Source organism: Undibacterium sp. Ji83W (assembly GCF_049340385.1).
In the GTDB taxonomy this organism is placed as follows: domain Bacteria; phylum Pseudomonadota; class Gammaproteobacteria; order Burkholderiales; family Burkholderiaceae_D; genus Undibacterium.
Genome location: NZ_JBMPOZ010000006.1, coordinates 34,917 through 54,397, shown reverse-complemented (window position 1 = coordinate 54,397; position 19,481 = coordinate 34,917). Strand labels below are relative to the sequence as shown.

The window sequence follows — 19,481 nt, the reverse complement described above, 5'->3', positions numbered from 1 at the left end:
GATAAAAACGGTTAAGCCAGCAGCTTTTTGAGTGAGCTGCTGTTGACAATGATGCGTTATAAATGAGCTAAGACGTGATACTGAAGAAGCTTAGTGGCAACTATGATGACAAAACGGTCATCACTACGGTGATTTGCTGGTTTCCGTGCTATCGAGTTTGACCACCAGCAGTTGATCAATGCGATAGTGATCAATATCGACGACTTCGAACTTATAAGACCCCAGCATCACAAAATCAGTGCGTTTGGGTATCTTTTTCAGCATCGTCATCATGAAACCGGCAATGGTCTCATAGCTTCCCTGCTCAGGCAAGCCATCTATGTCGAGAGCGCGACAGACATCCTCGATTGTTGTTGCGCCGTCAATCAGCCAGGAATTGGCATCACGCTTGACGATCTGGTCTTCCATGAAGGGATGGACCAGATTGCCCATCAGGGTACTTAATACGTCATTCAGGGTAATCACGCCTACGACAAGTGCATATTCATTGAGGATGACGGCAAAGTCTTCGCGCGTACCCTTGAATTGTTCCAGCATTTCAGACAGGGTCAGCGAATCAGGCACCGCCAGGGCGGTGCGTATCGATAACTCTTGTACCTTGGTGAACGCCTGGTTGGTCAGCACCCGTTTCAAAATATCCTTGGATTCGACATAGCCAACGACATTGTCAATATTGCCATCACAGACCAGGAACTTGGTGTGCGGATGTTCGGCTATCTTCTGGCGTATCACGACATCCGTGTCTTGCAGGGTAAAGTAGACGATGCTGTCGCGCTGCGACATCGCCGATGGCACGGTACGGCTTTCCAGTTCGAACACATTGCCTATCATGTGATGCTCGCTTTGCAGCACCACCCCGGCTTCAGCTCCTGCATCAAACATGGCATAAATTTCATCTGAAGTGATTTGCTCATTTCTGGTCGTCGGCAAATTAAACAGACGCAACATCAGGTTGGCCAGGCCATTGAATACCCAGACCAGGGGTTTGAACAGACGCACACACAAAAGTATCGGGCTGACCACCAGCATGGCCACGGTTTCTGGCGAAATCATGGCGATCTTCTTGGGCATCAGGTCCGCAAACAAAATGAAGATCGACGTCACGAACAAAAAGGACGTGACGAAGCTGACAGTTTCCACCCAGCTGGTCATGCCAAAGATAGCGACCAGGGCTTTCAGGATATATGGTGTCAAGGCTTGTTCACCCAGAATACCGCCAAGTATCGCAACGGCATTCAAGGCGATCTGCACGACGGTGAAAAAATGCCCGGGTTCTTGCTGCAGCGCCAGCACCTTGCCAGCACGTTGCTCGCCTTCTGCATACAATATCTGCAGCTTGACCTTGCGCGCAGCAGCCAGCGAAATTTCTGACATGGAAAAAAATGCGCTGATGGCGACCAGCAAGGCAATGATGAGAAAATGATCGAACAAAGCCATGTTGGCTCCCGTGCAAATGTACTTGACGGTAATCATATACTATTGTGCTTTGTATATTTCGCTAAAAGGTTGTCATCCATGACAAGTTCTGAACCGGCAGATGCTGCCAAAGCGTTGCCGACCAATGTGCGTTTTGTCTTGATTACGGTATTCCTGGACATCCTTGGCATAGGCCTCATCATCCCGGTCTTGCCGCGGCTGGTGGCCAGTTATACCTTGCAGGCAGATAGCCAGGCTTACTGGTATGGCGCGATTGTCGCTATCTATGGCGTCATGCAATTTGTTTTTGCCCCCGTGATAGGGGCGCTCAGTGACCGTTATGGCCGCCGCCCGGTGTTGCTGATTTGTGTATTCGGTCTGGGGTTGAATTTCCTTTTACTGACCCAGGTCACCAGCATTTACTGGATGCTGGTGGTGCGCGCCATAGGCGGTATCACTGCGGGTAACCTGTCAGTCGCGAATGCCTATATCGCCGATGTCTCCAGCCCTGAAAACCGTGCCAAAGCCCTGGGCAAGATAGGTGCCATGTTTGGCCTGGGTTTTATCTGCGGTCCTGTCATTGGCGGCTTGCTCGGTGAAGCGCATATCCATTACCCGTTTTACCTGGCGGCGGCGGTGTCACTAGGCAATGTGGTGTATGGTTATTTTTCACTGCCAGAATCCTTGCCTGCCGATAATCGCAAAGCCTTTCATATTTCTGCTGCCAATCCCTTTGCGGGTCTGCGTGGTCTGGCCCATTTACGTGGCGTTGGTGCACTGGTGTGGGTCTATGCACTGACCATGTTTGCCCAATTCACTTTGCAAACCACCTGGGTCTTGTCAACAGAATTGCGGTTTGGCTGGACACCCATACAAAATGGTTTTTCACTGTTCATGGTCGGTGTTTCCAGCGTACTCATGCAGGGTGTTTTTCTTGGACGTTATATCAAGCGCGTTGGCGACGCGAATGCGGTTTTGATCGGCCTGGCTTCGTCGACCGTGGCACTCAGTTGTTATGGCCTGGCAAACCAGGGCTGGATGATGTATGTGTTGATCTTGTGTAATGTTCTGGCCTTTGCTGCCGGGCCTGCCTTGCAAGGATTTTTTTCGCGTGCAGTCGATGCACGTTCGCAAGGTCTGGCCATGGGTTCCTTGACGGCACTGGCAAGTATCATGAGTGTGTTTGCTACGTTGATAGGCACTTCCATCGTTGGGCAAGTCAGCCATTTCCCTAAAGGCAGTGTCTTGCTGGGAGCACCTTTCTTTTTGGCGTCGACCATACAATTGATGGCACTGACTCTGGCGCTAAGGCATTTGAAAAAAAGTAGCTGAGGGTTTGCAAGAATAATTTGCAGGAATAAAAAAAGCGGACTTTGAAAGTCCGCTTTTTTTGTTTTGCTTGTCGCCAGATGATTAACGCACTGCTGTATGCATGGATGCAGTATCCATCAAGAGTTCAGGATCTTCTGCTTCTTCCACGGTTTCATTGTTCAGGCGTCTTTGCATCTTGACGGTATCCACATCATTACCCCATTTGGCTACCACGACAGTAGCGACACCATTGCCGATCAGGTTGGTCAATGCGCGTGCTTCGGACATGAACCTATCTATGCCAAGTATCAGTGCCAGACCGGCGACCGGTACACCACCAACCGCAGACAGTGTCGCCGCCAGCACGATGAAACCACTGCCTGTGATACCAGCCGCGCCCTTGGATGTTAGCAGCAAGACTGCCAGCAAAGTGATTTGCTGCATCAAAGTCATCGGTGTATCTGTGGCTTGAGCAATAAATACCGCAGCCATGGTCAGGTAGATGGAAGTGCCATCCAGGTTAAAAGAGTAACCGGTAGGGATCACCAGGCCAACCACGGATTTTTTCACACCCAGGTTTTCCAGCTTGGCCATCATGCGTGGCAACACTGATTCTGAAGATGAAGTGCCGAGTACGATGAGCAATTCCTCCTTGATGTACTTGATGAATTTCCAGATACTGAAACCATGCACCTTGGCGATAGTGCCAAGTACCACGAAGATGAAAATCAGGCAGGTTGCATAGAAAGTCGCCATCAGGAAACCGAGTTGCACCAGCGAACCAACACCATATTTACCTATCGTGAAAGCCATCGCACCAAAGGCACCGATAGGAGCAACTTTCATGATGTAGCCAACGATGACAAACAGCACGTGGGAGAATTTTTCTACCAGGTCAAATACCAGCGTGCCGCGACCACCAAAACGATGCAGGGCAAAGCCAAAGAAGATAGAGATCAGCAAAACCTGCAGTATCTCACCCTTGGCAAAAGCATCCGTGAAAGTGGTAGGGATGATGGCCATCAAGAATTCTGTCGTGGTCTGCATTTTGCCAGGTCCGGCAAAAGCTGCAATACCCTTGGTGTCCAGCGTATGCACATCGATATGCATGCCTACACCCGGTTGCACAACGTTGACGATGATGAGACCGATGATCAGTGCCAGGGTACTGACAACTTCAAAATACAGCAGTGCCATGCCACCAGTCTTGCCGACTTTTTTCATGTCTTCCATACCGGCAATACCAACCACCACAGTACAGAAAATAATCGGCGCGATCATCATCTTGATGAGCTTGATAAAACCGTCGCCCAGAGGCTTCATGGAAGCGCCGGATTCGGGATAAAAATGGCCAAGCAAGACGCCCATGACGATGGCCGTGATGACTTGAAAATACAGGGATTTGTAGAAGGCTTGAGCTTTCATCCTTGGTCTCCATTGGATGGTAGAAAGTCTCGCCTGAATAACATCATCTTGGCGAGCACGTTGCGGAATATTTTTTTCCGTCAGTGCTTGCATTATGGGAAATGCATGGGGCAGCCACAATTGTGGCTTTCCACAGTGCTTAAAATTTATGCAGGGTTTTACGCAGACTTTTACTCAGAGTTTTATGCAGCAATATGTTGCTTAGCTGCTGAAGAATGGTTTGCCTGGTGCTGAATGATGCGGCCCAGCAAACGCATTGCATCATCCAGATCCTGGGTATACGGCATGCCGCAATTGATACGCAAAAAATGATCAAAACGATTTGAATTAGAGTACATCAAGCCCGGTGAAACCAGGATACTCTCCTCTAGAGCGGCATCAAAAACAGCGCGGGAAGAAGTGCCTGTCGGCATCTCTACCCACAGCGAAACTCCTCCAGCTGGCATGGTCACACGCGTGCCTTCGGGAAAATAAGTGGCAATCGCTTCTGCCATTTTTTCTCTTTGTACAGCGAGGCTGCTACGTAGTTTCCGCAGATGCCTGTCGTAAGCTGACGACAGTAAAAAAGTCGCTGTGACTATCTGTGACAATTCTTCGTTATAGCGCGTGTGCGCATACTTCAGCATGTTCACACGCTCTTGCCAGCGACCCGCCAGTATCCAGCCCACGCGCATGCCAGGTGCGAGTATCTTGTGCACTGAGGCGCAGTAAATCACGTTGCCGCTGTGGTCCCATTGTTTTAAGGCGGTCGGTATCTTGTCGCCATCTGCGAGTGCGCTGTAAGAATCGTCTTCTATCAGCGGTATGCCTTGGGCTTCACACAGCGCTACCAGTTTTTGCTTGTGCTGGTCAGGCATCATGCTGCCCAGGGGATTTTGCAGATGCGGCACCACTACCACCGCCTTGATATTGTCATAGGTGCGCATGGCCAGTTCCAGCGCTTCGACAGAAATACCGGTGCTTGGGCTGGTGGGTATTTCCAGCGCCTTCATGCCCAGGCTTTCCAGCACTTGCAAGAGACCGTAAAAAGTCGGCGATTCTACCGCGATGACATCGCCCGCCTGTGCCACGGCACGCAGGGCCAGGTTCAGGGCTTCGATACAGCCATTGGTGATGATGACCTGGTCAGCAGATGTACTGATGCCGGAATCGAGTGCGCGCTTGGCCAGTGCCGCCTTGAGTTCGCGATTACCGCCTGGCGATATCGCCTTGGTCAGTAATTCAGGATAACGGCGCAGGGTACTGACCGTCAGGCTGCGTAATTGCTGGTGCGGATAAAGGGCGGGGCCGCCAGTCGCCCGTGCCAGATTGCATTTCACCTGGCGCTGGCCTTGGGCAATGATTTCTGACACTAGTTCATGGATGCCGACAAATTGCGCCGGGTCGATGATCTTGCCTATGGTTGGTTCCTGCGCCGGTATCAGACGCACTCGCCTTGGTTGCCGTACAAAATAGCCAGAACGCGGACGCGCTTCCAGCCAGCCCTCGGTTTCCAGCTGACGGCATAACTGCAAGGCGGTGGACAGGCTGACACCATGCACATGCATGAGCTTGCGCACTGAGGGCATGCGGTCGCCCAGCTTGAGCGTGCCACAACGGATAGCATTCAGATAATGGTCGGCCAGTTGCCTGTAGAGAGGTAGGGTTTGCATATGTCTATGATGTAAGGCTGCTCAGGGCCTGCACGGATACAGTTCAGGGCTAACGATACAATAACAGATTCTTAATTTACTGTCTGATGCGATACAGATAGGCATTCTCTGTGCCTGTGCGAAATACCCGGCAAGACTTATCCTGAAACCCATGCCTTATTACTTTCAGGAGTGTTTCATGGATATCCATACGATCAAAGCAGGACAGCGCCTGCAAGTTCTGTTAATGACAGATAGCAGACTGCATTTGCATAAAGGCCGCCTGCATATTTTGGCTGCACCACAATTTCTGGAAGGCGTGGCATGGCAAGTTGATACTGTGCTCAGTAGCGGTGCGCTGTTCACGGCTGAACGTGATGGCTGGATAGAATTGCAGGCAATAGAGACGAGTGAGTTGCTGATACAGCAAGTTGCGCCTGTCAACTGGTGGCAGGCCTTGCAGCAGCTTTGGCATGGAAAACCAGCAAGTGCTTGTCATCAGGGCGGGCCGGTTTGAGCTGTCAGGTGCTATCCCGACAGGCTCACAGCGCCTGAAAATTTAAGGGAAAAATTCCTTCAGCAAAAAGCTTTCCAGCTCTGCTGAATCTTCCACGCGGGCTGACCTGACTACTACACGGCCCAGGCGTCTGGATTCCCAGTTGAAGTCGCCCTTGTATTCCATGCGTATGATTTCTATCATGCGGCGTACCAAGGCCAGGCGTACGTCGCCACCAAGACCGGCATCAACTTCAAAAGACTGTTTGCCGCCAGAGGCCACAACGCGCGTGTTCCAGCCACGGAAAGTGAAGCTGGCTACCCGCGTGCCTACTGTCCCCAGTTCAAACACACCGCTGCCACCCGCACGGTTGGCTGCTTGCTGCATGCTGCGCTTGACATTGGCTTCGGCCACTTCCTGCGGGGTCATGCCACGGCCTGCCTGACGCGCACCTTCGTTTTCCTGTGCGGCTGCCTGCTCCGCTGGGCGGCGGCGTTCACGTGCAGCATTGGCCAGGGCCATCATATCCATTTCTGGCGGGGTCTCCTTGGCTTGTGGCGGAGGTGGCTGTGCTATGGGCGAATCGGTGACTGGCGATGGCGGTGTCTTGGGCCGGGTAATCGCGTTTTTGGATGGCGGCACCCGCACCGGTTTGGACACGGCTTTTTGTTTTTGCGGGGCAGTCGCCTGCTTGGGGGCTTTGGCCACCTGGTCCATGATCATGACCATAGGCTCACTTGAACCACTCTTGTCGAGCTTCTTCTTGAGCACATTCATGTGCAGCAAGAAGTACAGCAAAAGTCCGTGAACCAGCAAAGCCAGCAAGATGCCGAACATATTCGCAGGGCGAAACCGGATATGTAAATGAATTTCGCCCGGCAGGGTAACTTCATCCTCAGGCGCTTCTATGCTCAACTTCATGGACTATATGAACCGGTGTGCAGAATTTCAAGGTGGCAAGCATACATCAAACTATGCCTCTCCCTGTAACAAAGATTGTCTGGAGGCGAATTCGCAAATCCGGTACATGCTGATAAAAAACGAAAGTGTAACAAATGACGCGTCCGGTTTTTGAATCTTTAATGCTATTTACATTTGCAAGTAACAAACTATATATAAAATTATCCTAACTCCTGACAACTGCTTACAAATCGGTAATAAGAAATTTACATACCTGTCCTAATCTCCAAGCTTGGGTAGCAAGAATAAACATATTAATTCTTACAGGGAGACAGAACATGGAAGAGCAGTTAATCGATGCGGACATGGATACTCAGACCGCGACAGACAAGAATTTGTTCAATCAGCAGGCAGATTTGAAGGCAGCGGCGCTGCTTGCATCTGCTTCCTTGCTGGCCGCCTGCGGTGGCAGCAGTTCGACGGCGCAAAATAGCACAGGCATCGGCACAACAGCCATGGGTGCGCCACCAGCGCCGGCTCCCGACTCCAATGCTGCAGCCATTACAGCCAGTGACGCGTCACGTTTTCTGGCACAAGCGAGTATGGGTGCCAACCGCGCCCAGATTGCCAGAGTACAAGCACTGGGATATGCAGGCTGGATTGATGAGCAACTCAGCCTGCCCGGCTATGGCACACGGTGGGACTGGCTGGTCTCCAAAGGGCTTGACGATATCAGTTACCGCAATAGCCAGGCAGGCTTTGATTCCTGCGCCTGGCGCAAACTGATCAGTTCACCCGATACCCTGCGCCAGCGCTTCACCCTGTCTTTGTCAGAAGTTATCGTAGTCGCCATTGATGGCCTGATCGGTGGTGGCTGGAAAGCTTTTGCCGCCGCAGCCTGGCTGGATATGCTGGAAGCAAATTGTTTTGGCAATTACCGTGATCTCTTGCAACTGGTATCGACCAGCCCTGCCATGGGGCAATACCTGACCTTTCGCGGCAATGCCAAATTCAATGCCCAAACCGGTGCCATGCCGGATGAAAACTATGCCCGTGAACTGATGCAATTGTTCAGCATAGGTTTGCTGGAACTCAAGCTCAATGGTAATCCACGTCAGGAAGATGGCAAGAACAAAGAGACCTATGGCCTCGACGATATCACTGGCCTGGCCCGCATCTTTACTGGTTGGGATTTTGATCTGGCGGGCGGCAAGGCAGACAAGCCGGATTTTATGCGCCGTCCCATGATACAAGTACCTGTCAAACATGAAACTGGTGCTTCCATGTTCCTGGACAAGACAGTGGCAGCGGGCCTGAGTGGTGCGGATGCTTTGACGGCTGCACTGGACATCATCTTTGCCCATGACAATGTGGCACCCTTCATCAGCCGCCAGCTGATACAGCGACTGGTGACCAGCAATCCATCTCCCGCTTATGTTTCTCGCGTGGCCACGGTATTCAATGATGATGGTAGTGGTAGTGCCAGCAAGAAAGGTAATTTGAAAGCTGTATTGAAAGCGATCTTGCTTGACGATGAAGCGCGCAAGCCAGCCAATATCAGCGACCCGCAGTTTGGCAAACTGCGTGAACCTGTATTGCGCTTTCTGGCCTGGGCGCGTGCCTACAATGCCACAGCGACAAATGATATCTGGAATATCGGCAACACTGGCGACCCCGCAACCAAACTGGGGCAAAGCCCTTTGCGTTCGCCGTCGGTATTCAATTTTTTCCGTCCCGGTTATGTGCCACCAAACACGGCGATTGCGGCAGCAACCCTGGTTGCACCAGAATTCCAGATTACCAATGAATCCTCAGTGGTCGGTTATGTCAATTATATGCAGCGCGCAGTCAGCAATGGTGTCAGTGATGTCACGCCCGATTACAGCAGCCTGATGCCATTGGCTGACACAGCTGCAGCCTTGCTGGATGAAATCAATCTGGTATTGGCGGCAGGGCAATTGAGTACCGCCAGCTTGCTGGATTTGAGCACTGCGGTTGACAGCATGCCCAAGGGTAGTGATAACCGTCGCAAGCAAAGAATTTATGCAGCGCTGACACTGGTACTGGCGGCCCCCGAATTCATCGTTCTCAAATAAGCCTGGGCTTTTATCAAGCCACTAAGCTACTAAAACAATTAAGCCAATTTGCTGCCACCACTACAGGAAAGCATCATGAAAAATTCAACTACGATGAATGCCTCACGCCGGGCATTCTTGCAACGTGCTTCTGCACTCTCCATCGCTGGTGTTGCCACCCCCTGGGCATTGAACCTGGCTGCCATGGCCGAAGCGTCGGCTGCCAATGCGGATGATTATAAAGCCATCGTCTGCGTGTTTTTATACGGCGGTAATGATTACGCCAATACCCTGGTGCCATATGACAGCGCCAACTACAATGCCTATGCACAGTTGCGTCCCACACTGGCCTATGGGCGCGACAAACTGACGGCGACCGCCTTGCAGGGGCTGAATGTACCGGTGGACAGGAATGGCGTCAGCCACCAATACGCGCTGGCACCTGAACTCGCACCCTTATTACCTGTTTTTAATGCTGGCAAGATGGGAGTATTGCTGAATGTCGGTACCTTGATACGTCCCACCACCAAACTTGAATACACGAATAAGACGGCCATGTTGCCACCCAAATTGTTTTCGCATAATGACCAGCAATCAGTATGGCAATCTTCTGCCCCTGAAGGGGCAACATCTGGCTGGGGCGGGCGCATGGGTGATTTGTTCCAGGCGGGTAATGGCAATGCAACCTTCACTTGCGTGAACGTATCTGGCAATGCGGTTTACCTGTCCGGCAATACCGCCGTGCAGTATCAGGTTTCGACCAATGGCTCAGTGCCGCTGGCGGGTTTGCAGGCACCATTGTTTGGTTCTGCGGCTTGTTCCACCGCTTTGCAAAACCTGGTCACGCAAGCGCGTACGCATTTGTTTGAAAATGAATATACGCGTGTCAGTAAACGTTCGATCGAAGCCAATGACGTATTGACTGCAGCACTGCCTGACCCGGGTGCAATCAAGACGCCTTTTAATGAAGCAAATAATCTGGCCATGCAATTGAAGATGGTGGCGCGCATGATTTCCTGTGCCGGCACTCTGGGGGCAAAACGTCAGGTGTTTTTTGTTTCCATGGGCGGTTTTGATACCCATGATGGCCTGGTGACTACCCATCCGGGTTTGCTGGCAAGCGTCGCTGAAGCCTTGAATTCATTTTATGAAGCGACCAGGGAATTGAAGATAGAGAACAAGGTCACCAGTTTTACCGCATCCGATTTTGGCCGTACCCTGAGCGGTAACAACGACGGTTCTGATCATGGCTGGGGCAGCATGCATTTCATGCTGGGTGGTGCCGTGAATGGCAAACGTTATTACGGTACTGCGCCGCTGGTTGCAACTGACAGCGATGATGATGTAGGGCAGGGCCGTTTATTGCCGACCACCTCGGTCGATCAATATGCCGCTACCCTGGGTAAATGGCTGGGCGTGTCTGACAGCGATATGTTGACGCTGTTGCCGAATCTAAAATATTACGATGCTACCCAACGCTATCTGGGTTTTGTCTGATTTCTGCCTGCCTTCAAATCAGGCCGAACCAGCCCAGCGCAGCGCCACCCGCCAGCAACCATAGCAAATGCAGGCGGGTGCGCCAGACGACCACGGTACACACGACAGTCATCAACCACAATGGCCAGTCCCTGTTCATCTGGTCATGGGATGCTGCCATGATCCAGCCCGTCGCCAGCAACAGGCCGATGACGATGGGTGCCATACCCAGTTTGAAAGCGCGCACGCTGCGCAATTCACGGTTGGCATGTCCCCAGCTGGCAGCGACATAAGTCAGCGTGGTACTCGGTAACAATATGCCTGTCATGGTGACAAAAACACCCAAGAGGGCAGTCCACATGCCACCGGCATTCATGCCCACATTCCAGCCCATCAGAGCGATGAACAAGACGTTGGGACCAGGGGCCGCCTGGGCAATGGAGACTGAGGCATTGAATTGCGCATCAGTCAGCCAGCCTTGTTGGGCCACCAGATAGCGATGCATGTCAGGCAAGGTAGAAATCGCCCCGCCTATCGACAACAGCGACAGCATCATGTAATGCAAAAACAGTTGCAGCCAGTCATTCCAGTTCAGACTGATATGCAAGGCATTGTGCAGGGTATCTGGCATTATTTCAGCCTCCGGTAAACCAGTATGCAGGTGACGGTGCCGAGGGCAAACAAGACATAGGCCAGTGGCAGGCGCAAGAAGGCGATGCCGACAAAACAAAGCGCACTGAAGGCCAGGGCAGTAGCCCTGCCCAGAGGATTATTTTTCAGTGCCGGTACCAGCTTGAGCGCTGTGGCGATGATCAGGCCCGCAGTCACCGCACTCATGCCGCGCAGCGCAGCCACTACCTGGGGATACTGGGAAAACTGGGCATATATCACTGCCAGCATCACCACGATCAACAAGGGTACAGACAACATGCCAGCCAGTGCTGCCATGGCACCGGCAAAACCAAAATGGCGGTGGCCTATCATCAGGGATAAATTCACTACATTCGGCCCCGGCAAAATCTGCGCGACTGCCCAGTCTTCGACAAACTCTTCCATCGTCATCCAGCGTTTTTTTTCCACCAGTTCACGTTGCACGACGGCCAGTACACCACCGAATCCTTGCAATGCCAACAAGGTAAATGAGATATACAAATCCGCAAGGGAGGTGGGACGCTGGCTGGCAGGTTCTGTGGACATGATGATGGCAGCCTGGCGGCTTAGCATAGAGGCAGACTGGTATTGTAAAGCAGCAGGAGAAATGCTGCTGAGCAAATATTTCACCTATCCCAATTTCCATAGACACAGCCGTGTCGACCGGGGCGCATCATATGCAAAAGTAAGGACTTGTATCATTTGAAACGAAGTCCTGCACTTGCTTATTTGTCAGCCTGCTTTGCGCTAGAGTGTTTTTATTTTACTGGTCAAGATCATGAGCGAAGACAAGATAGTCATGTTTGAAGGTGCCAGCCCTGCCATGCAGGCGGCTGCTGAACAGGCGCGCAAGACTTTCAAATATTTCTGGCGCGAATTGTCTTGGGAATATCGCCGCATTATCCCCGGTCTGGGTCTGGCTGCCGTGAAAGTAGCTTTTCCTACCGGTTCGGATGGCGAAGGACCAGAAGTTGAGCACATGTGGATCAATGAAATACGCTTCGATGGCGATACCATATCTGGCGTTTTACTGAATAATCCACAATGGTTTGACAGCATCGCTGCCGGTGATCCGGTGACCGTGCCGCTGGCGGAAATTGGTGACTGGATGTACACCATCAACGGTAAGGTATATGGCGGTTACAGCATTGATGTCATGCGTAGCGACATGTCAAAAACCGAGCGTGATGAACATGATCAGGCCTGGGGCCTGGACTTTGGCAAGCCAGGTGAAGTCATGATCGTACCTGCACCAACCCAGGAAAAGCAGGGTTTCTTATCCGGTTTGTTTGGCAAAAAAGAAGCGGCGATTATTGTCAGCACAGAAGACCTGCCTGAACACCCCATGAGTGAAAACATGGCAGAGAAAATGGACCAGGGTTTGCAGGATGAACCTTCTTTCACCCGCAGCCTTGATGAAGATGGCTGGACCTTGTTGCAGAGGGATGCACTGGCTGGCAATCTCTCACCCGTGACCCTGCTGGTCAAGCATGGTGCCGACGTCAGTGCTGTCAATCCCAAAGGCGAAACCGCACTTGATCTGGCACGCAAAATGGGCTGGCCCAGGATAGTCGCTTTTCTGGAAAAGAAATTGCATTAATCTCTTTGCTTATGGTGTGCGCGTATGCGCGCACGCCACTCGCCCAGCACCGTCAGTGCGCTCTGAAATTCTCTTTCTATCAAGTCAGCCTCAGCATCCGTAATCACACCGTCGATCAGGGCGGTTGAGACTGCCTCTGCCACATCGCCAACACGGCTCATGACACGACATACTGTCTGCGACAAATCATCTTCACTGACCTGACTTGGTTCAGGTATTACAAAGGCGGCCATGCCGTGACGGCTTAGCAAGGCATGCAGGGGCAGGTGGGCATCCTTGACGCCTGCTTCGTGGCACAACTCGACAATCATCGAGAGTTCTTCAAACGATGGGTAATGTGACTCTATGCCCGGTGCCAGTTTATTGCGCAAGACATTCACCGAGACTCCCATACGGCCAGCCAAAGCCTCCAGGCCACCAGGATAGGTGCGCGCAATCTTGTATAAGGCGTCGTGCTGGTTCATGTCTGAATATTTTCGTGTCATGGTGAATTCCCCAATTTATTACCGATGATCTTTGTGTTTTTGCTCACTATGATGACATCCATCGAGAGTTGAGGGATTGTACAGATAGCTTAACCATATTTCTATAGATGAGAACCATGAACAGTTTTAATAACAAATTAATAGCAGTCATGTTGGCGCTGGTTTTACCACTCTCGGCCAGCTTTGCCCATGCGGCTGGACGTTCATCCGGTTCTTCGGGCGGCTTTCGTGGTGGCTTCTCTTCGCAAAGAAGTGTCAGCAAGCCTGCACCATCGGCACCCTCAAAGACAGGATTTGGCAGCTTCAATACCAGCAAGCCTGCGAATGTGGGCAAGAAATCTGATTCGGCGCTGAACCGTGATCTGGAAAAAAACCAGGCGCAGGCGAATGCACAAAAGAGTATGGATGCACGCCAGCAGACAGCACAGCAAAGCCAGCGCGGGTTTGGCAATAGCGGTACTGGCAATAGCGTTGGCAACAACAGTGGCAACCAACAGGCAGCAAACCAGCCTGCATATACAACACCGCCCGTGACGCAATCCGCACCGGTAACAATGCAGCCACAGGTAGTGCAGAGAGGCAGTGGCATTTTGCCTGCCGTTGTCGGTGGCGTGATACTGGGTAGTGTGATGAGCCATCCTCAGGCAGCAGAAAACCGTCAGTCCCAGCAGTTGGAACCCATTGCCAACACGGGAACGGGCAGCGGCAAGGAGGAAGTGGCCAGTAGTGCTGCAGTAGCGATGGATGACAAGACGACCGTGCTGAGTAGTTCAGAAGCAGAAAAAGCAGCGGCAACACTAACAACTGCGAAAGTGGCACAGGAGAGTGGCGGTTTTAAATTGCTGCGCACCGCTCTCGTCATCTTGTTATTCGCAATGGTGGCCTGGGCAGGCTGGCAATTCCTGCGCAGCAGACGCAACAAGCAAGACAGTGCAGTTCATTACAGTTTAGGAGGAAATTAATACCATGGCCTGGAAAGACGCATATCAGTACGTAGGCAAGTTATTCAACAAGCACGGGCAGGACGAACTCATCGCAGATGACATGCATGCAGAAAAAAATGGCCGGCAAGACTCCGCCCTGCCACTGGGCGCACGCATAGGCAGTGTCGTCAATTTGCAAAAGACACCGCTGATACGTGCCATCAGCCAAGGTTCGCTGATCGCCATGCCGGATGAGGCAGAGACCCGCATCGTTGCCATCAGCCGTGTGAAACTGTCTATCAGCGGCAAGATGTACCGTTATTACCTGAACCGGGATGCAAACGGAGGTGAAAAATTCCTGCAGCTGTATTGCGATGCCAATGATGATTTGCAAGAGCTTTTGTATTGCAGCCACCTGACGCGCTTAATACCTGAAACCGTCGAAGACCAGCAAGCTTTTCTGGGTGAAAACGGTGCTGGCCTGGGTGACCGCAATTACAGCCTGTGGCGTGAACAACTGGTGGGCATAGGCTGGGATGAAGCTAGCCTGGACAGCATATTTGCTGATGCCGACAGCCTGCAATATGAGCGTGATGCTGGTGATCCGGCGCAAGAATTTGTCGCGCCCTTCAAAGGTGTGGAAACCCGTATCGATGATGCCGCTGGCAAGCTCGGTTTGCAACAGGATGTGGTCTTCATGCCTTACCGCAGGAGTTTGAACGAAGCGGGTGATCAGTCTGAATTACTGCTGATCAGCACAGAGATTTTACGTAGCAAGGATGGCGATAACAAGCGCGACATCCATGTTGATTTTATGATTGCCCTACCCCTGGAAGCGGAAAGGCTGCTGGTGCAATAGCACCGTTTTGATGTAGTACCCGGCAACACGTAACACGCATCACGTAGCACATAACACATACCGCATCACACACTGAAAGGACATAACATGAGCAATATGAATGGCTGGGGCCTGACCGCACGTTTGATTTCCAAACACTTTGGTGCACTCGGCGACAAAATATCCGAAGCAATCGCCAATTTCGATCCTGAAACAGCAACCGAAGCTGATCGTGACCGCCTGGCCGCGACCTTGCGCGAAACTGCACAAAAACTGGCCGCCGCCCGTGCTTCTTTCGATAAAGAACACAATGACGTGGTGCGCTTGCGTGATCTGATTGCGAACGATGAAAAAGCCTCGGCGACGCTGGCAGACCGTCTGGCCAGCGGTAAAATTTCTGAAGCTACCGTCAACATGTTCTGCGACGAACTGGAAGCCAATAAGGCACGCCTGCCAGTAGAGTTGCAGGAAGAAGCCGATGCCCAGGAATACATGAACGAGCTGCAAAAAATCGTTGATGCTTTCTCCAAACAACTGGCCGACTTTGATGCAGCAGCGAAAAAAGCTTTGCAAAACCTGGCATCAGCAAAAGCGCAAAAAGACTTGCAACAATTGCGCGTAGAGCGTCAGGAGCAACTCAGCAACCTGTCTGGCATGCGCACGCATTCAACTGCCTTGAATGCGCTGACACGCCGCGCACAAAATGTCAGTAATGAAGCGGCTGGTTTGCGCATCGTGGCCGACATAGGGCAAAAACCGCTGGACCAGGCAGCAGAAATTGATGCTATTCGCAAATCTGTCGCCCAGGCCGATACTGCAGGCGAAAGTACGCTGGAAAGACTGAAGCGTTTGTCGGGCCAGAATGCGCCAGGCCAGACTGCGACCGCAGCCTAAGAACCTGATTACGATCTGTAGCGAGCGTGCGTCAGCGGGATCAGGGTAACAAAAACGCAGCGCAAAAAGCGGAATGTACTCTAAGTACATGAGCATTTTGAGCAGCGCATGAGCCCCGCATGAACGCTGATTGCGCTCGCGCTTAAGATCGTAAGCAGGTTCTAAGCCTGTTTGGCTACCCTTTGCGTTAGCAAGGTCAGCCAGCGGTCTGCACCACTGACTTCACTGATGACCTGGGAAAAGTCACAGACGGTGCGGGCCGCCCTTTCCAGTAATTGGATGTCGGCTTCATGCTGGCGTGCCACGTGTGGGTCTTCAAGAAACAGGATGCGGCGTATCTGCCTGTCGAGTACCAGTTCTGCCAGTTGTGCATCTCCACCCAGAGGGCCGGAAAGATAAGGGGTGACCCAGTTCTTTCCGGCTTCTGTTCCCTTGATTCTTTGCGCCAGCTGATTCAACAGGCCGCCAGTCGTGCCTGTCGCATAGCGATGGCCAAAGCTGTCGAGCAACTCAAAATGTTTTTCAGCCATGACCAGCATGCTTTCCTTCATCGCATCATGAGCGATCAGGGCAATGCCTTCCTTGTGTAATTCAAAAGTCTGGTTCAGCTTGCTGTCTATGGCAGCACCTGTTGCCGTCGCTTCCAGTTCCAGCCATTCCCTGGCGCTGGCCAAAGTAGCGAGAAAGGGCTTGCGGTGTATGACACACTGGCGCTTGAGTGCCTGTGCTTCCGGGAAAATCGAAGAGGGATCGACCGGGTCTATCAGATAGATCACTGCATCCACGGCTCTGGCAGGATCTTTATCGACGACCCGTGATACCAGTTTCATCAAGCCACCTTCGCGGCCATAGGGAAAACGTTCGACCGCAGGGCAGCTTTCCAGCAAACCATGTGAAATAATGGCATCAAGGGTGCGTCCGACGATCACCATTTCTGCTTCCAAGTGGTGCAAGGCCGGTCCTCCGCCGTGTAATAGCTGCACCAGGGCAGAATTAGGGGCATCCTGGTGAGAACGGTTGGCGATTAATCCTATGCGTAGCTTTTTTGCTGAGGTCACGGCATCTGCTTTCATGGCTGGTGGGAAAATTGTCTGCCCCGGTAGTTTACTCCCAGACTATCTGTACTGGCCGATTCATGACTACATTTTAGGCTACATTTTGTTACCTAATCCAACAGTCGAGACACACGAAAAAGCCAGGACAGGCGTAGCATTCTGTACATGAAGTAAAACAGGTGAGGATAAAATGAAAAAATGGCGACATCTGCTGATGGTGCTCATGATCATGATGACCTGCGCCTCGGCTTTGGGTGACGATGATTTCGACGATGAAATGCAAGTCAGGCGCTGGGCTCTGCTAGGAGATACCCAGGCGCAAAATATGCTGGGTTTGCTATATCTTGAGCCCAATGAAAATTTACAAAATGTACAGGAAGCCGCCTACTGGCTGGAACAGGCGGCTGATCAAGGCCATGCTGGTGCCCAGGCAAATCTGGGTGTCATGTATCTGACTGGTGAAGGTGTCGAGGCTGATGAAAGCCAGGCTTTCCGGCTATTTCGTCGCGCTGCTTTGCAGGGGCTGACGTCTGCCCAACTGGCGCTGGGTTATATGTATGCTACCGGCAAGGGCGTGGAAGAAAATCCTGAAGAAGCGGTATTCTGGTACCAGCAGGCAGCACAGCAGGGTAATGCCAGTGCCCAGCATCATCTGGCATTGGCCTATCAGGATGGTGCGGGTGTAGAGAAAAGTGCTGATCAGGCTGCCCACTGGGAAATGCTGGCAGCTGAGCAAGGCTTGTCGAGCGCCCAGTTTCAAATGGGTTTGCGCTACTTGCATGGCGATGGAGTAGAGCGCGACATGGTGACTGGTTATCGTTATTTACTGAAAGCCAGTGTCAAGGCCGGCAGCATGTCGATGGATAGCCGCGAACTTGTCAGCGATGACCTGACTACCGAGCAAATCGCTGAAATTCGTGATGATTCCCGTTACTGGAAAGCGCATCTTTAATATCACGCATGATGAACTGACCCGCGAATGATAGCTGTTGATCCTCTTTGGCCTGAATAAGTCTCTTGCTTCGAACGCCGCATATTTTTTGCGGCGTTTTTTTTGTGCTTCATCTGGATATTTGAGAAATGCCATAAATTAGATTTGCACAATTCCAATGAGCAATGTAATCTCAATGTCGCATGATCGTATACTCCAGAAAATGACACCCGGGGTAGCCCAAAAGATCAACGAATAAAGCTGAGAAAATCAAATGCATCGCGCTGCCTGGCCTCCTCTCTGAAGAAAAGCACATCGCTGTAGTGCGCTAGCACTTATCGGCATGCTGCATTGCGCCGGATTGAACAAGTTCAATCCGTAAATCTCCCACGTCCTCCTTTATCCGGCCTACGGCTTCGGAATGGGCGTAGCTTTTCTTTATTCGTATTGGAAATTTATATGCAATTATTGAATACTCTGATGGCACACGCCATGCCATGGATTCCCCGCTCATTGATACAAAAAATCTCGCGACGCTATATCGCTGGCGATAATCTCGACGATGCAGTTGCCTGCGTCCGTCAACTGAACATATTGGGTTTCGACGTAACGATTGATGTGCTGGGTGAGTCAGCCTCAAACCTGCAACAAGCCGCAGATACGGCCTGCGAATACATGCGCGTATTGACAGCAATTCAAGAGCAGGGATTGAAAGCCAGCGTATCGGTCAAGCCAACTGCTTTGGGATTGCTGCTGGATATGCAGCATTGCGAGCAACACATGGAACAAATTGTCGTTTTCGCCGGGCATCATCAAATCTCTGTTTGCATGGATATGGAAGATGTTGCCTGTACCCAGAAGGAAATTGAGCTATTTGCCAGGCTGAGCGTGAGGTACAGCAAGCTCAGCCTGGCACTGCAGGCTTATTTATTGCGCACCTATCAGGATATTGAAGCACTAGTGCAGAACCGTAGTAGCATGCGTATTTGCAAGGGCATTTATCTTGAGGAGCGATCGCAACTGGTAGATGGCGCATGGCATGACCGGAGCGCCATCAACCCGCATTTCCTGGCCCATGTTGCACGTTGTTTCGACACCGGCACTTTCGTTGCAATTGCTACGCACGACTGTGCATTGATAGCTCAGGTGTTGGAGCTGGTTCGCAGCCGCGACATAGGAACGGATGCATTTGAATTCCAGATGTTGCTCGGTGTTTGCGAGCCTTTGCGTGACAAGCTGCTGGGCATGGGTTTTAGTGTGCGTATCTATGTGCCATATGGCAAGGACTGGTATGGCTATAGCATACGCCGGATAAAAGAAAATCCCCAAATTGCAGGTCATATACTGCGTTCTCTGATACGTAGTTAATTTTTC

Annotated in this window: 18 protein-coding genes; 10 read left to right on the top strand and 8 right to left on the bottom strand. The window is 51.7% G+C overall.

Annotation, left to right across the window (positions count from 1 at the left end; genetic code table 11):
- Positions 1-123 precede the first annotated feature (123 nt).
- A complete protein-coding gene (locus ACO0LD_RS12150; protein WP_423007051.1) occupies positions 124-1,437 on the bottom strand; it encodes a hemolysin family protein in 1,314 nt (437 codons plus the stop codon).
- A gap of 78 nt (positions 1,438-1,515) precedes the next feature.
- Between ACO0LD_RS12150 and ACO0LD_RS12145 the strand changes: the two genes are divergently transcribed.
- The gene (locus ACO0LD_RS12145) at positions 1,516-2,748 is read left to right on the top strand and encodes a TCR/Tet family MFS transporter (protein WP_423007049.1); all 1,233 of its coding nucleotides are present in this window, start codon (positions 1,516-1,518) and stop codon (positions 2,746-2,748) included.
- Positions 2,749-2,829: 81 nt separating this feature from the next.
- Here ACO0LD_RS12145 and ACO0LD_RS12140 read toward each other — a convergent pair whose 3' ends face one another.
- Both ACO0LD_RS12140 and ACO0LD_RS12135 read right to left on the bottom strand, forming a co-directional pair.
- The gene (locus tag ACO0LD_RS12140; protein WP_423007047.1) at positions 2,830-4,152 is read right to left on the bottom strand and encodes a dicarboxylate/amino acid:cation symporter; all 1,323 of its coding nucleotides are present in this window, start codon (positions 4,150-4,152) and stop codon (positions 2,830-2,832) included.
- A 182-nt stretch (positions 4,153-4,334) separates the two neighbouring features.
- Positions 4,335-5,804, bottom strand: coding sequence for a PLP-dependent aminotransferase family protein (locus tag ACO0LD_RS12135; RefSeq protein WP_423007045.1), 1,470 nt, complete (start codon positions 5,802-5,804; stop codon positions 4,335-4,337).
- Positions 5,805-5,982: 178 nt separating this feature from the next.
- On the opposite strand from ACO0LD_RS12135, the gene ACO0LD_RS12130 reads away from it, so the two are divergent.
- Positions 5,983-6,300: a hypothetical protein gene (locus tag ACO0LD_RS12130; protein WP_423007043.1), complete on the top strand. Its 318-nt coding sequence runs from the start codon at positions 5,983-5,985 to the stop codon at positions 6,298-6,300.
- A gap of 42 nt (positions 6,301-6,342) precedes the next feature.
- Here ACO0LD_RS12130 and ACO0LD_RS12125 read toward each other — a convergent pair whose 3' ends face one another.
- On the bottom strand, positions 6,343-7,200 hold the full coding sequence (locus ACO0LD_RS12125; protein WP_423007041.1) for a hypothetical protein: 858 nt from the start codon (positions 7,198-7,200) through the stop codon (positions 6,343-6,345).
- A 317-nt stretch (positions 7,201-7,517) separates the two neighbouring features.
- Here ACO0LD_RS12125 and ACO0LD_RS12120 point away from each other — a divergent pair, with 317 nt between their 5' ends.
- Both ACO0LD_RS12120 and ACO0LD_RS12115 read left to right on the top strand, forming a co-directional pair.
- Entirely contained in the window at positions 7,518-9,275 is a 1,758-nt protein-coding gene (locus tag ACO0LD_RS12120) for a DUF1800 domain-containing protein (protein WP_423007039.1), read from the top strand.
- Positions 9,276-9,350: 75 nt separating this feature from the next.
- Complete coding sequence (locus tag ACO0LD_RS12115; protein ID WP_423007037.1) at positions 9,351-10,751, top strand: DUF1501 domain-containing protein; 1,401 nt, start codon at positions 9,351-9,353, stop codon at positions 10,749-10,751.
- A gap of 13 nt (positions 10,752-10,764) precedes the next feature.
- Here ACO0LD_RS12115 and ACO0LD_RS12110 read toward each other — a convergent pair whose 3' ends face one another.
- Entirely contained in the window at positions 10,765-11,361 is a 597-nt protein-coding gene (locus tag ACO0LD_RS12110) for a chromate transporter (RefSeq protein WP_423007035.1), read from the bottom strand.
- Complete coding sequence (locus tag ACO0LD_RS12105) at positions 11,361-11,927, bottom strand: chromate transporter (protein WP_423007463.1); 567 nt, start codon at positions 11,925-11,927, stop codon at positions 11,361-11,363. Before ACO0LD_RS12105 ends, ACO0LD_RS12110 begins: the two co-directional genes overlap by 1 nt.
- Positions 11,928-12,159: 232 nt before the next feature.
- Here ACO0LD_RS12105 and ACO0LD_RS12100 point away from each other — a divergent pair, with 232 nt between their 5' ends.
- A complete protein-coding gene (locus ACO0LD_RS12100) occupies positions 12,160-12,981 on the top strand; it encodes a DUF2314 domain-containing protein (RefSeq protein ID WP_423007033.1) in 822 nt (273 codons plus the stop codon).
- Here ACO0LD_RS12100 and ACO0LD_RS12095 read toward each other — a convergent pair.
- Positions 12,978-13,466 carry a phage regulatory CII family protein gene (locus ACO0LD_RS12095; protein WP_423007031.1) on the bottom strand — a complete coding sequence of 163 codons (489 nt, stop codon included), beginning with the start codon at positions 13,464-13,466 and terminating at the stop codon, positions 12,978-12,980. The genes ACO0LD_RS12100 and ACO0LD_RS12095 overlap by 4 nt on opposite strands.
- Before the next feature lie 116 nt (positions 13,467-13,582).
- Between ACO0LD_RS12095 and ACO0LD_RS12090 the strand changes: the two genes are divergently transcribed.
- The 3 genes from ACO0LD_RS12090 (at position 13,583) to ACO0LD_RS12080 (ending at position 16,121) form a co-directional block, all read left to right on the top strand.
- Complete coding sequence (locus ACO0LD_RS12090) at positions 13,583-14,428, top strand: hypothetical protein (protein ID WP_423007029.1); 846 nt, start codon at positions 13,583-13,585, stop codon at positions 14,426-14,428.
- Between the two features lie 4 nt (positions 14,429-14,432).
- The gene (locus tag ACO0LD_RS12085; protein ID WP_423007027.1) at positions 14,433-15,248 is read left to right on the top strand and encodes a DUF2491 family protein; all 816 of its coding nucleotides are present in this window, start codon (positions 14,433-14,435) and stop codon (positions 15,246-15,248) included.
- A gap of 87 nt (positions 15,249-15,335) precedes the next feature.
- Positions 15,336-16,121, top strand: coding sequence for a hypothetical protein (locus ACO0LD_RS12080; RefSeq protein ID WP_423007025.1), 786 nt, complete (start codon positions 15,336-15,338; stop codon positions 16,119-16,121).
- 161 nt (positions 16,122-16,282) lie between these two features.
- Here the strand turns inward: ACO0LD_RS12080 and ACO0LD_RS12075 are convergent, their stop codons facing one another.
- Positions 16,283-17,194, bottom strand: coding sequence for a methylglyoxal synthase (locus ACO0LD_RS12075; RefSeq protein WP_423007023.1), 912 nt, complete (start codon positions 17,192-17,194; stop codon positions 16,283-16,285).
- Positions 17,195-17,366: 172 nt separating this feature from the next.
- Here ACO0LD_RS12075 and ACO0LD_RS12070 point away from each other — a divergent pair, with 172 nt between their 5' ends.
- Both ACO0LD_RS12070 and ACO0LD_RS12065 read left to right on the top strand, forming a co-directional pair.
- Positions 17,367-18,128, top strand: a complete 762-nt coding sequence (locus tag ACO0LD_RS12070) for a tetratricopeptide repeat protein (RefSeq protein WP_423007021.1) — start codon at positions 17,367-17,369, stop codon at positions 18,126-18,128.
- Between the two features lie 438 nt (positions 18,129-18,566).
- A complete protein-coding gene (locus ACO0LD_RS12065) occupies positions 18,567-19,475 on the top strand; it encodes a proline dehydrogenase family protein (RefSeq protein ID WP_423007019.1) in 909 nt (302 codons plus the stop codon).
- The last annotated feature ends 6 nt before the right edge of the window (positions 19,476-19,481 follow it).

Excerpts from the sequence above, each read along its gene's own strand:
- ACO0LD_RS12150 (WP_423007051.1), bottom strand. The coding sequence starts at position 1,437 with ATGGCTTTGTTCGATCATTTTCTCATCATTGCCTTGCTGGTCGCCATC.
- ACO0LD_RS12145 (WP_423007049.1), top strand. The coding sequence starts at position 1,516 with ATGACAAGTTCTGAACCGGCAGATGCTGCCAAAGCGTTGCCGACCAAT.
- ACO0LD_RS12140 (WP_423007047.1), bottom strand. The coding sequence starts at position 4,152 with ATGAAAGCTCAAGCCTTCTACAAATCCCTGTATTTTCAAGTCATCACG.
- ACO0LD_RS12135 (WP_423007045.1), bottom strand. The coding sequence starts at position 5,804 with ATGCAAACCCTACCTCTCTACAGGCAACTGGCCGACCATTATCTGAAT.
- ACO0LD_RS12130 (WP_423007043.1), top strand. The coding sequence starts at position 5,983 with ATGGATATCCATACGATCAAAGCAGGACAGCGCCTGCAAGTTCTGTTA.
- ACO0LD_RS12125 (WP_423007041.1), bottom strand. The coding sequence starts at position 7,200 with ATGAAGTTGAGCATAGAAGCGCCTGAGGATGAAGTTACCCTGCCGGGC.
- ACO0LD_RS12120 (WP_423007039.1), top strand. The coding sequence starts at position 7,518 with ATGGAAGAGCAGTTAATCGATGCGGACATGGATACTCAGACCGCGACA.
- ACO0LD_RS12115 (WP_423007037.1), top strand. The coding sequence starts at position 9,351 with ATGAAAAATTCAACTACGATGAATGCCTCACGCCGGGCATTCTTGCAA.
- ACO0LD_RS12110 (WP_423007035.1), bottom strand. The coding sequence starts at position 11,361 with ATGCCAGATACCCTGCACAATGCCTTGCATATCAGTCTGAACTGGAAT.
- ACO0LD_RS12105 (WP_423007463.1), bottom strand. The coding sequence starts at position 11,927 with ATGTCCACAGAACCTGCCAGCCAGCGTCCCACCTCCCTTGCGGATTTG.
- ACO0LD_RS12100 (WP_423007033.1), top strand. The coding sequence starts at position 12,160 with ATGAGCGAAGACAAGATAGTCATGTTTGAAGGTGCCAGCCCTGCCATG.
- ACO0LD_RS12095 (WP_423007031.1), bottom strand. The coding sequence starts at position 13,466 with ATGACACGAAAATATTCAGACATGAACCAGCACGACGCCTTATACAAG.
- ACO0LD_RS12090 (WP_423007029.1), top strand. The coding sequence starts at position 13,583 with ATGAACAGTTTTAATAACAAATTAATAGCAGTCATGTTGGCGCTGGTT.
- ACO0LD_RS12085 (WP_423007027.1), top strand. The coding sequence starts at position 14,433 with ATGGCCTGGAAAGACGCATATCAGTACGTAGGCAAGTTATTCAACAAG.
- ACO0LD_RS12080 (WP_423007025.1), top strand. The coding sequence starts at position 15,336 with ATGAGCAATATGAATGGCTGGGGCCTGACCGCACGTTTGATTTCCAAA.
- ACO0LD_RS12075 (WP_423007023.1), bottom strand. The coding sequence starts at position 17,194 with ATGAAAGCAGATGCCGTGACCTCAGCAAAAAAGCTACGCATAGGATTA.
- ACO0LD_RS12070 (WP_423007021.1), top strand. The coding sequence starts at position 17,367 with ATGAAAAAATGGCGACATCTGCTGATGGTGCTCATGATCATGATGACC.
- ACO0LD_RS12065 (WP_423007019.1), top strand. The coding sequence starts at position 18,567 with ATGCAATTATTGAATACTCTGATGGCACACGCCATGCCATGGATTCCC.